An 11,497-nucleotide genomic window follows, 5' to 3' on the forward strand; every position below is an offset into this window, starting at 1 on the left:
AAAGGAGGTGATCCGATGTCGAGTGATTTCGTTTTCCAGAACGTGGCCTCAGCGGATCGCACTTTCGGGAAGCAGTCTTCCCGCTAAGGCGCGAGATGCGCGGCTGGCGACCAGGGTCGCCGCCAGGAGCCGCGCCATGGACGGAAACACGGAAGGCCGCCGGCTTCGCGAGAAGCGGCGGCCTTTCCTTTTTGGGCTGTTGTCCCCTATTTGGTTACGGTTAACATCTCGACGTTGCGCGCTATATCCTGGAAAGCCTGGTTGAGTTCCGTTCCATTGGCCGCCTGATAAAAGTGCTTGATCTTGGCGGTGTCCGGGCTCGCGCAATCCTGGAGCGTCGCCTTGGCATTCGTTTCGTTTAGGTCAAACCCAATGGTGAAGACCTCGATGCCCTTGTCGCGCATGGCAGCGCAAAGTTTCTTGGCGGCCGTGCGGGTCGGCTCCTTGCCGGCGTCATTGTAGACGTCGCTGACCGTGCTCGCATCGAAGTAGGACAGGTTGAATTCGCCATCGGTCATCAGGATCGCGATCTTGGCAACCTTCTTTGGATCCATCTTGGCCGGCCGTTCCGAGGCTTTCATCACACTGCCCCAGTTTTCCGAAAGCATGTACCAGGTCCACTGCACGCCGATATGGCCGGCCGTGCCGCCGGAGGCGACGAAATTCTTGATGACCGTCTTGAGCGCCGTCGCATCCGCTGTCAGCGGCATCAGCGCGGCGATCGGGCAGGCGGCGGTGCCGGTCTGCCAGGCGAAGGATGACAGCAGGTAGTCGCGATTGACCATGCTGACGTCGGGGCCCGCATCCGAATACTGATAGGTCCCCTTGCGCTCGGTGGCGCAATTATCGGGACGGATAAAGCCCGAGACATACTGCACGGCGTCATTGGCCGGCGCCTGTTTGCGTTGACTGGCGGTGGTTTCCACATAGACGCTGCTGGCGGCAAGTGTACCGGCATTCACCGAATTGGCATAAGGCACGATGGCAACCCGCACACGTGGCTTGGAGGGGTCCTGGCCGCCCAGGAAGCTGTCGACAGCATTCGCCGCGGCCGCCCGCAGATCGATGATTTTCTGGCCGGCCATCGACCCGGTCACGTCCAGCATCATCGCGACTTCGATCTGCTTGTCCGAATAGAGCGCCGTCGTCGATGCGGGGACGCGTTGCATGCCACCCGTGCTGAAAAGCGGGAAATAGTAGTTGACGTTGACATGGACGTCCGCCTGGACAGTCTTGGCTGTCCTGTCGACAACCAGATTGTCGAGGACGATCTGGTTGTCCTGGAGGATACCCGCCGTGCTGTTGGCATCGAGAAAGGCCTGCACCGATTTGCTGGCGTCGGCCTCGCTGATGACGCCGGTTGTCAGGTCGCGGGCCGTCGAGGTGACCGCTGCATCGACCACGCCTTGCAGGCTCGATTTTACATTGTAGAGTTGGGACACGTTGACCGCAAAGCCGACACTCAGTGCCAGCACTGAGCCGATTATCCCAAACAGGACCGCGAAATTTCCGCTGCGATCCCCGGCAAAGCCGCCGATCGTCTGAACAAGACCCCCGAAACGCCGCATTCCTTCCGCCTCCATTCGCTACAGCCTGCAGCTGTCCGAACGCGCATTGCAGGAATCCGGCCGGATCGCGCCGCCAGGCCCGGGAAAGCGACCGGCCCGCGATCAGGTCATTGTTTCCAAACGGTTTCGAGCGGCGGCAGGGTAAACAGAGGGTAAACGAAAGCTGCGCCGGCACGGCTTTGTCGACAAAGCGCTTACCACGAACAGGCTCGCAATTCAGGACGACTGGACTGCGTCCCAATCCGGTACAGACGAGATGTATCGAACCGGTTCAGCACGATCGCGGTGGCGGGAAATGGAAACACGGACTGTGAATGTGTCCCGAAAGACTAGGCCAGCATCCGTGCGCTGACCGTCTTGTCGACGCCACGACAAGGCGGCTTGAACAGATTACCTTCCTGCTCGTGCGTCCAGACCTTGAACAGGGTGAGCCGATGCGGGCCAAAACTGTGCAGCAGCGGCACGTCGGTGGCGTCGCGGCCGCGGGCGATGACGACGCGGCCGATCCTCGGCACATTGTGGCGAGGATCGAAAGTGTACCACCTGCCGTCGAGGAACACTTCCACCCACGCCGAGAAATCCATCGGCGCCGGATCGGCGGGCACGCCGATATCGCCGAGATAGCCGTTCACGTAGCGGGCCGGGATGTTCATGCAGCGGCAGAGCGTGATCGCCAGATGGGCAAAGTCGCGGCAGACGCCGACGCGTTCCTCATGCGCCTGCGCCGCCGTGCGGGTCGAGCGCGCATAGCCGTAGCCGAAGGACAGGCGGTTGTGGACATAGTCGACGATGGCCTGCACCCGCGCCCAGCCCGGTGGAAGCTGGCCGAAAAGTTGCCAGGCCAGGTCGCCGAGATGGTCGGTCTCGCAGTAACGGCTGCCGAGCAGATAGCCGAGCACCTCGTCCGGCAATTCGGCAACCGGGACTTCTCTCGCCAGCGTGTTGACTTCGTCCGTCTCGCCGCTGTCCTCGACCACCGCGTCATAAAGGATGCGAAAGCTTCCGGCCGGCGCCGTGAAGCGGCGGCAGCTATTGCCGAAAAGGTCGTGGTAGACCCTGGTCGGGACCGACGGCGAGGTCAGCACGCGCGTCTGCCGCTTGATGTTGGCCTGGCGATCCCCGTGGATATCGAGCAATGAAACGACCGGCGTTGCTGCAACGCATTCAATGGCAATTTCATAGCCGAGCCGAATCAGCATCGCCCTCCCCTGCGATCGTCATGGAAGATAGTGCCGATCAACGCGGGACAGTGCGTGGCGGTTCCTTGTGGTCGTCAAAAACGACGCCTCGCGGCTTCCCATACGGACGCGGCAACGTTACGGTCGATTGACACGCGTCTTTCGAAATAATCCCTCCAAGATGACCCCGGGAAACCGATGTTTGCAGGCAGAAAATTCGCGGCCTTCCTGTTCGATATGGACGGCACGATTCTCAATTCGATCGCCGCAGCGGAAAGGGTCTGGGCAGCGTGGGCGCATCGGCAAGGTCTTGACGTCGCCGCATTCCTGCCGACCATCCACGGCGTGCGGGCGATCGAGACCATCGGCCGGCTGGCGCTCCCAGGCGTCGATCCTGCCCGCGAAGCCGATTCGCTTTTGCAGGCCGAGGCGGCCGATGTCGAGGGCATTCGCCCGATTGCCGGCGCCGCGGCCTTCCTGGCGTCGCTGCCGCCTGGAAGCTGGGCGATCGCCACTTCGGCACCGCGCGAGCTCGCCCTGCTGCGCCTGCAGGCCGCGGGTATTCCGGCTCCCGCCGTGATTGTTGCGGCGGAGGATGTATCGCGCGGCAAGCCGGCGCCCGACTGCTTCCGGCTGGCGGCCGAACGGCTCGGCGTCGATGTGGGCGACTGCCTCGTCTTCGAGGACGCGCCGGCCGGCATAGCGGCGGCCGAAGCCGCGGGCGCTGCGGTCGTGGTGATCAGCGCCACGCACCGGCATCCGTTGGAGACGCCGCATGCCACCATCGCCGGCTATGACGCGATCGGCATCGCCGTCGATTCCAGCGGCTGGATTGCCATCGGAGTGGAGCGGGCCGCGCTGCCTGTTTGACTAGCACCCTGCCTGGGCTAAAAGTCGCTGGTCAGGCCCTTGACCTCCCAGTCGCCATAGCGGCCAGGCTCCTTGCCGCCGCGCCCGCCCATCTCCCTCGGCAGCGTGGCTTCCTGCTCGCGATATTTCTCCCGCCGGGCCTCGGCCTCGACCAAGGCGCGCCTGGCTGCCGGGGTCAGCGGCTTTTGCGGCGAGCCGTTAGCATGCGTTTGGCTGGTTTTGTCGATCATGCGATCTTCCGCTAGATTGAAACAGGCCCCGATTGAAACGGGAACCGCTGTTTCCCATCATATAGCGATGGGCCCACAAGGATCGACCCCTTTGTTGGGCCAGAACGGAGCAGACGATGAACACCCTTCGCACCGCCATGCTTTTGGCCGCAATGACGGCCCTGTTCATGGGTGTCGGCTATCTCATCGGCGGATCCGGCGGCATGATGATCGCGTTGCTGATCGCCGCCGGCACCAATTTGTTCAGCTATTGGAACGCCGACAAGATGGTGCTGTCGATGCACCGTGCGATCGAAGTCGACGAACGCAACGCGCCTGAATATTACGCCATCGTGAAGGGTCTCGCGCAACGTGCCGGCCTGCCGATGCCGAGAACCTATCTCATCGACAATCCGCAGCCCAATGCCTTCGCCACCGGCCGCAATCCGCAAAATGCCGCTGTCGCCGCCAGCACCGGCCTGCTCGAGCGGCTATCGCATGAAGAAGTCGCGGCGGTGATGGCACACGAGCTCGCCCATGTGCAGCACCGCGATACGCTGACCATGACGATCGTCGCCACCTTTGCCGGCGCAATTTCGATGCTCGGCAATTTCGCCTTCTTTTTCGGCGGCAACCGCGACAATAACAATTCCTTTGGCATCGTCGGCGTGCTGGTGGCGATGATAGTCGCGCCCCTGGCCGCCATGATCGTGCAGATGGCGGTGAGCCGCACCCGCGAATATGAGGCCGACCGGCGCGGTGCCGAAATCTGTGGACACCCGCTGTGGCTCGCCTCGGCACTTGACAAGATCGCGCGGGGCGCCGAACGCATCCGCAACCCGGATGCCGAGCGCAATCCGGCAACCGCCCATCTCTTCATCATCAATCCTCTTTCCGGCGAGCGCATGGACAGTTTGTTTTCCACTCACCCGAGCACAGAAAACCGCATCGCCGCGTTGCAGAGGATGGCGAGCGAAATGGCCGGCGCACCCGAAGCGGCCGCGACGCCAAGGCCGGCGCCGGAAGGGACCGGGCAGCAGCCGTCTGGTCCGTGGGACAGGGCCGCGCGGCCCGAGAGGCCGGCTGAGCCGGCCAAGCCGAGACCCAATCCCTGGGGACGCAATCCGACCGGCCCCAAAGGTCCGTGGTCGTGAGTTCAGCGAAGCGCCGGCACGGAATTTCAGGCGATCGTGAACACAATTCGAGCGGCGGGGGCGGAGCCGGCCTCGCCGCGCGCCAGGCCGCCCCGCGCCGGGGTGGCCCGGGTATAGACGCGAGGACGCCGCTCGACGGGCTGACCGACCAAGAGAACGGCCATCCGCAGTACAAGGCGCTCGACCTGCGCGACCGCGCCTTGGTGCGCGCCATTCTGGTCACCGCCCTGCGCTACCGCATGACCATATCAGGCCTTTTGGCCCGTCGCCTGGAAAAGCCGCTGCCGCCCAACGCCACGGCGCTTTCGCACATTTTGCATGTGGCGGCAGCGCAGATCCTGTTCCTCGATGTTCCCGACAGCGCCGCCGTCGACCTCGCCGTGACACACGCCAAGTCCGATCCGCGCACGGCGCGCTTTTCCGGCCTCGTCAACGGCGTGCTGCGCACGCTGGCGCGGGCCAAGCAGGACGAGCTCGCCGCAGCACGTGCCGCTACCGACGAGGCGCCAAAATGGTTTTCCGACCGTTTGAAAACGGTCTACGGCCTCGACAAGGCCAGGCAGATACTGCTCGCCCATCGCCATGAGGCACCGGTCGATTTCTCGGTCAAGTCGGACCCGGCGCTGTGGGCCGAACGGCTCGGCGGCTTTGTCTTGCCGACCGGCACGGTGCGGGTGGAAAAGCTCAGCGCTTCCGTGACCGAACTGCCCGGCTTTGGGGAAGGCGCCTGGTGGGTTCAGGATGCAGCGGCCAGCCTGCCGGCCCGGCTGTTCGGCGACATCAATGGTTTGCGAATCGCCGACCTCTGTGCCGCGCCGGGCGGCAAGACCGCCCAGCTGATCCTCGCCGGCGCCCACGTCACCGCGCTCGACATGTCCAAAACGCGGCTGGCACGGCTGACGCAGAACCTCGAACGGCTCGGTCTGGCCGCCGAGATCGTCCAGGCCGATCTGCTCAAATACGAGCCGAAGGACCTCTTCGACGCCGTCCTCCTCGACCCACCATGCTCTTCGACCGGGACGGTGCGGCGGCATCCCGACGTTCCCTGGACGAAGACGGCGGCCGACGTCGAAAAACTGGCCGACCTGCAACGCCGGCTGCTTGCCCGCGCCGTCACCCTGGTCAAGCCTGGTGGACGCATCGTCTTTTCCAACTGTTCGCTCGATCCGCTGGAAGGCGAAGAGCTCTATCGCGACTTTCTCGCCGGCAATGCGGAGATTGTCGACGACCCGCTTCGGCCGGGTGAGATCGCCGGCATCGACCCGTTTCTGACGCCGCAAGGCACGTTGCGCACCACGCCTGCCGATCTGGAGCTAGGCTCGCCGGGCCGCTCCGGGCTGGACGGCTTCTTCGCCGCCCGCATGCGCAGAGCCGGCTAAGGGCCGATCTTGAAGTGCCGTCCGGCTTCATGGGGCGAGGAGGCATGGAAAACAGGCTGAACGGCCCCACCGCCGCGGAATTCGCCTTCGCACAAGTTCTTGAATCATATAAACTTGTGCTTGGGTGAGGACGATCAGGAGGGGTTTTGGCAATCGCTGCCGGTAACACGACGCGTCTGTGGACGCTTGTCGCGAGGGAGTTCTGGCGCAAGACGCGCCGGCGCTTGCGCGCCGGGCCACTCTATCGCTGGCGCTACTCAGGCCGCACGCCGGAGCGCGTCCTGATCGCCCCACCGGACCTGCGGCTCGCCGATCCTCAGATCGCGCTCGAGATCTATTACGGCCGCTATCCGCTTTCGGGGCATCTGGTCGAGACCGGCGGCAAATCGCCCTTCCAGATCGACGTGCCCAATCCCGGCTGGCAAAAAACGCTGCATGGCTTTCGCTGGCTGCGCCATATGCGTGCCGCCGGTACCGAACTCGCCGCCGCCAACGCGCGGGCGTTGGTTTCCGACTGGATTGCAATCCATGGCAGCCATATTTCCGGCGTCGCCTGGGAGCCCGGCACGACGGCCAAGCGTGTCATTGCCTGGCTGCAGCATTCCTCGATCGTGTTGCAGGGCGCCGAATTTCCGTTCTACCGCGCGTTCTTGAAATCGCTCGCCGTCCAGATCCGCTATCTGCGCGCCATGGTGCGCGAGATGCCGGACGGCAAGGACAGGCTGCGCGCCCGCATTGCGCTGGCCTTTGCCGCTTTGTCGCTGCCGGCGCCGGCCTCGGCGCTACGCGGTGCTACCCGCAATCTCGCCGAGGAGCTCGACCGCCAGATCCTGCCTGACGGCGGCCATATCTCGCGTAATCCGATGACCGTGCTTGAAATCCTCGCCGACCTTCTGCCGTTGCGCCAGACATACGCCAATCAGGCCGAGACGCCGCCGGCCGCCCTGATCGGCGCCATCGACCGGATGCTGCCGGCACTGCGCTTCTTTCGCCATCAGGACGGCAGCCTTGCCCGCTTCAACGGCATGGGCGCCACCATTCACGACCGTATCGCCAGCATCCTGCATCACGACGACACCGCCGGCGCACCGTTGCTGCACGCGCCGCATTCGGGTTATGAGCGCCTGTCGATGGGCGGTGTCACTGTGATCGCCGATACCGGCCCGCCGCCCCCCGTCGACGTATCCAATGCCGCTCACGCCGGATGCCTCGCCTTCGAATTGTCGTCGGGCCGCCAGCACTATATCGTCAACGCCGGAATAGATACTTATGGCGCCGCCGAGTTCCGGCCGCTTGCCCGCGCCACCGCCGCCCACTCGACCGCCACCATCAACGACACGTCGTCGGCGCGCTTCAATCACTCCTTGCGCGTCAACGACCTGCTCGGCACGCCTTTGATCGGCGGACCGCAGCATGTACCTTGCAAGCGCACCGACCAGAAGGGCAGCCAGGGCTTCATCGCCCGCCATGACGGCTATGTGGCGCGCTTCGGCTTCCTGCATGAGCGCGAGCTGAAATTATCGACCGAAGGCAATGTGTTTGCCGGCAGGGACCGTTTCCTGCGCCCGGGCGGCGCTTCTATCCGCAACAATGGACGTCACTTCGTCACGGTGCGTTTCCATGTCCATCCCGATATAAGCCTGCTCCAGGATGAGCATGACCGTCTGGTGCTGGCCGCCGACCATGCCGACACCTGGGTGTTTACCTCTACCGAAGTGGTGCCAGAGGTCGAGGAATCGATCTATTTCGCAGGGCTTGGCGGCCCGCGCCGCAGCCGCCAGATCGTGCTTGCGTTCAAGGCCTCGGAAATTGCCGAGGTCCACTGGCAATTGACGCGCACCATCATCGCCGGCCGTCCGGAAAAAGCTGAAGCCGGTGGCAACGGCAGACACTGATCAAGTCTTGCGGCTTGATTTCCGGGCCTCATATGCTACGGCCCGCGGACGCTCTCCAACCAGAACTGGAAAGGCCGCCAGCCCATGGCCGTCGCCGCCAAGAACATTCCCGCGCCCGACCTTGTACCCATCCGTCGCGCGCTCCTTTCCGTCTTTGATAAGACCGGCCTGATCGATTTCGCCAGGGCGCTGGCTTCGGCCGGCGTCGAGCTAGTCTCGACCGGCGGCACCGCAAGGGCCCTTGCCGAGGCGGGCATGGCGGTGCGCGACGTGTCCGAGCTCACCGGCTTTCCCGAGATCATGGACGGCCGCGTCAAGACGCTGCACCCGTCGGTGCATGGCGCACTGCTTGGCGTGCGCGACGATCCCGAGCACGCCGCAGCGATGCGCGACCACGGCATCGAGCCGATCGATCTCGTCGTCTCCAATCTCTATCCGTTCGAAGAGGTGCGTCGCTCCGGCGCCGACTACGCGGCGATCGTCGAGAACATCGACATCGGCGGCCCGGCGATGATCCGTGCCTCGGCCAAGAACCACGCCTATGTCGGCATCGTCACCGATCCCGATGACTATGCCTCGGTGCTCAACGCGCTGGAGATGAATTTCGGGTCGTTGTCGCTGGATTTCCGCAAGAAGCTGGCAGCCAAGGCCTTTGCCCGCACCGCCACCTACGATGCGGCGATCTCGGGATGGTTCGCCGAGGCGCTTGAGATCGAGCATCCGACATGGCGCGCCTTCGGCGGCAAGCTGCAGTCGGTGATGCGCTATGGCGAAAACCCGCATCAGGGCGCCGGCTTCTATGTCAACGGCGACAGGCGGCCGGGCGTCGCCACGGCGCGCCAGCTTCAGGGCAAGCAGCTTTCCTACAACAACATCAACGACACCGACGCTGCCTTCGAGCTGGTCGGCGAGTTCGACCCGTCGCGCTCCGCAGCAATTGCCATCATCAAGCACGCCAACCCGTGCGGCGTCGCTGAGGACGCTTCGCTGCAGGCGGCCTATGCCAAGGCGCTGGCCTGCGACCCGGTCTCGGCCTTCGGCGGCATCGTCGCCATGAACCGCATCCTCGATGCCGGAACCGCCGAAGAGATCGTCAAGACCTTTACCGAAGTGATCATCGCACCGGAGGCGTCCGAAGAAGCAGTCCGCATCATTGCCGCCAAGAAGAACCTACGCCTGCTGGTCACCGGCGGCCTGCCCGACCCGCGCGCGGCGGGCCTTGGCTTGAAATCGGTTGCCGGCGGTTTGCTGGTCCAGGGCCGCGACAACGCGGTGGTGGATGACCTCGAGCTGAAAGTGGTGACCAGGCGCGCTCCGACGCCGGCCGAATTGGCCGATCTGAAATTCGCTTTTCGCGTGGCAAAGCACGTCAAGTCGAACGCCATCGTCTATGCCAGGGATGGCGCTACAGTCGGCATCGGCGCCGGCCAGATGAGCCGGGTCGATTCCTCGCGCATCGCGGCGCGCAAGGCGCTCGACGCGGCCGAGGCTGCCGGCCTGACGGAGCCTTTGACCAGGGGCTCGGTCGTCGCCTCGGATGCCTTTTTCCCGTTCGCGGACGGGCTTTTGTCGGCAATCGAAGCCGGCGCCACCGCCGTCATCCAGCCCGGCGGCTCGATGCGCGACGACGATGTCATCGCCGCCGCCGACGCTCACGGCATTGCCATGGTCTTCACCGGAGTGAGGCATTTCCGGCATTGAACGCGTTACCCTCCCGCTGTGGGAGAAGGCAAGAGCAGCTCACTCCGCCGGCCGATCTGCCGGATAGGGCGTGCCGATCAGGATCGCCATGCCGGCGCCAAGGAACAGCACGATCGCCGCCATGCCGAGCCGCGCCGAGCCGCTGGCCAGGGTGATCGTGGCCACCATGAAGGGTGCGGCAAAACTGGTTGCCCGGCCGGCCAGCGCATAGATGCCGAAATAGCGGCCCGATTCGGCAGCGGAGACGCTGCGCGCCATGTAGGAGCGCGACGATGCCTGCACCGGGCCGAAAGCAAGCCCGATCAGCAGGCCGTAGAAAATGTAGGCTTTTTCCGCCGCCGTGCCGAACAATCCGCCACCATCCAGTCCGGGCATCACCCAGGCGCCGAACAGCGTATAGCCCGGTCCGGTCGAAACGATGCCGATCGTGGCAATGCTCAGCATGACCAGCGAAATCATCACTATGGTCTTGGAACCCAGCGCTGTGTCGAGGCGTGCGGCAACCAGGCAGCCGACGATGGCAACGACGTTGAGGATGATGCCGAACAGGCCGATCTCGGTAATCGACCAATGGAACATTGCCGCCGCAAACGTTCCGCCCAGCGCCAGCAGTGCATTGACGCCGTCCTGATAGATCATACGGGCGACGAGAAAGCGAAAAATGCCGCTGCGCTTGCGCACTTCGGCCAGCGTCGACTTCAGTTCCGACAGGCCTTCGCGCACCGCCGGCCCGATTGGAATGCCTTTGATCGCATCAGGCGTGAAGAAGAACATCGGCAGGATGAACAGGAAATACCAGCCCGCCGACAACGGCCCGGTAGCGCGCGCGTCCTCGCCGAGCCTGGGGTCGAGGCCGAAGATCGGGTCGAGCCCAACGACGGTCTTGCCGGTTTCAGGCGAGCCGGCCATGACGGTAACGACGAAGATCAGTGCGATCATGCCGCCGAGATAGCCGAGTCCCCAGGCCATGTTCGAGATCCTGCCGATGTCGCTCTTCGGCACCAGGCGGGGCATCATCGAATCATTGAACACAGTCGAGAATTCCGCCGCGACCGACGCCAGCGAGAACAACGCCACGACCAGAAAAAGATTAGAGCCGGGCGCGGCGAACCACAGCAGGGTGAGGCAGGTGATTTTAACCGCGGCGAAGAAGGCTATCCACGGTTTGCGTGGTCCGGTCTGATCGGCGATCGAGCCGAGGACCGGCGACAAAACGGCAATGACGAGGCCGGCGGCGGCAATGCCGTAGCCCCAGGCCGCTTGCCCGGTCTCCGGATTGCTGGCCATGCGCGAGACGAAATAAGGACCGAAGATGAAGGTGGTAACGACCGTGAAAAACGGCTGTGCCGCCCAGTCGAACAGCATCCATCCCCAGATGCCGCGTCCCGATGCCCGCTGCACTGCCATCTCAGCCATGTCCCCTCCGCTGGAGCTTGCTCCATGCCGATCGAATCGGAATGACGCTCCGTCTTGTTGTTGAGCACGATCTTGTCCAAAAGCCGATCGTCACTTTTTGGGATCATGCTCCGGCGCCCCCCAAAGC

9 protein-coding genes are annotated in these 11,497 nt (G+C 64.1%); 5 read left to right on the plus strand and 4 right to left on the minus strand.

Annotation, left to right across the window (positions count from 1 at the left end):
• Positions 1-206: 206 nt before the first annotated feature.
• The gene (locus NKI70_RS05665) at positions 207-1,568 is read right to left on the minus strand and encodes a pilus assembly protein (RefSeq protein ID WP_023678115.1); all 1,362 of its coding nucleotides are present in this window, start codon (positions 1,566-1,568) and stop codon (positions 207-209) included.
• 329 nt (positions 1,569-1,897) lie between these two features.
• A complete protein-coding gene (locus tag NKI70_RS05670) occupies positions 1,898-2,767 on the minus strand; it encodes a transglutaminase-like domain-containing protein (RefSeq protein WP_352696915.1) in 870 nt (289 codons plus the stop codon).
• Between the two features lie 177 nt (positions 2,768-2,944).
• Here NKI70_RS05670 and NKI70_RS05675 point away from each other — a divergent pair, with 177 nt between their 5' ends.
• Positions 2,945-3,616 (plus strand): HAD-IA family hydrolase, encoded by a 672-nt coding sequence (locus NKI70_RS05675; protein ID WP_023678117.1) that lies wholly within the window; start codon positions 2,945-2,947, stop codon positions 3,614-3,616.
• A gap of 17 nt (positions 3,617-3,633) precedes the next feature.
• Here NKI70_RS05675 and NKI70_RS05680 read toward each other — a convergent pair whose 3' ends face one another.
• Positions 3,634-3,846 carry a DUF1674 domain-containing protein gene (locus NKI70_RS05680; RefSeq protein WP_023678118.1) on the minus strand — a complete coding sequence of 71 codons (213 nt, stop codon included), beginning with the start codon at positions 3,844-3,846 and terminating at the stop codon, positions 3,634-3,636.
• 116 nt (positions 3,847-3,962) lie between these two features.
• Between NKI70_RS05680 and htpX the strand changes: the two genes are divergently transcribed.
• From htpX to purH, 4 genes are all read left to right on the plus strand, one after another.
• On the plus strand, positions 3,963-4,979 hold the full coding sequence (htpX, locus tag NKI70_RS05685; RefSeq protein WP_023678119.1) for a zinc metalloprotease HtpX: 1,017 nt from the start codon (positions 3,963-3,965) through the stop codon (positions 4,977-4,979).
• Positions 4,970-6,358 (plus strand): RsmB/NOP family class I SAM-dependent RNA methyltransferase, encoded by a 1,389-nt coding sequence (locus NKI70_RS05690; RefSeq protein ID WP_352724365.1) that lies wholly within the window; start codon positions 4,970-4,972, stop codon positions 6,356-6,358. The genes htpX and NKI70_RS05690 overlap by 10 nt, the downstream gene beginning before the upstream one ends.
• A gap of 146 nt (positions 6,359-6,504) precedes the next feature.
• On the plus strand, positions 6,505-8,253 hold the full coding sequence (locus NKI70_RS05695; RefSeq protein WP_352696917.1) for a heparinase II/III family protein: 1,749 nt from the start codon (positions 6,505-6,507) through the stop codon (positions 8,251-8,253).
• Positions 8,254-8,337: 84 nt separating this feature from the next.
• Positions 8,338-9,954, plus strand: a complete 1,617-nt coding sequence (purH, locus tag NKI70_RS05700; protein ID WP_023678122.1) for a bifunctional phosphoribosylaminoimidazolecarboxamide formyltransferase/IMP cyclohydrolase — start codon at positions 8,338-8,340, stop codon at positions 9,952-9,954.
• Positions 9,955-9,993: 39 nt separating this feature from the next.
• Here purH and NKI70_RS05705 read toward each other — a convergent pair whose 3' ends face one another.
• On the minus strand, positions 9,994-11,370 hold the full coding sequence (locus NKI70_RS05705; protein WP_352696920.1) for an MFS transporter: 1,377 nt from the start codon (positions 11,368-11,370) through the stop codon (positions 9,994-9,996).
• Positions 11,371-11,497 lie beyond the last annotated feature (127 nt).

This window comes from Mesorhizobium sp. M0500, from assembly GCF_040321165.1.
In the GTDB taxonomy this organism is placed as follows: domain Bacteria; phylum Pseudomonadota; class Alphaproteobacteria; order Rhizobiales; family Rhizobiaceae; genus Mesorhizobium.

Coding starts and splice junctions, on each gene's coding strand:
- NKI70_RS05665 (WP_023678115.1), bottom strand. CDS start 1,568: ATGCGGCGTTTCGGGGGTCTTGTTCAGACGATCGGCGGCTTTGCCGGG.
- NKI70_RS05670 (WP_352696915.1), bottom strand. CDS start 2,767: ATGCTGATTCGGCTCGGCTATGAAATTGCCATTGAATGCGTTGCAGCA.
- NKI70_RS05675 (WP_023678117.1), top strand. CDS start 2,945: ATGTTTGCAGGCAGAAAATTCGCGGCCTTCCTGTTCGATATGGACGGC.
- NKI70_RS05680 (WP_023678118.1), bottom strand. CDS start 3,846: ATGATCGACAAAACCAGCCAAACGCATGCTAACGGCTCGCCGCAAAAG.
- htpX (WP_023678119.1), top strand. CDS start 3,963: ATGAACACCCTTCGCACCGCCATGCTTTTGGCCGCAATGACGGCCCTG.
- purH (WP_023678122.1), top strand. CDS start 8,338: ATGGCCGTCGCCGCCAAGAACATTCCCGCGCCCGACCTTGTACCCATC.
- NKI70_RS05705 (WP_352696920.1), bottom strand. CDS start 11,370: ATGGCTGAGATGGCAGTGCAGCGGGCATCGGGACGCGGCATCTGGGGA.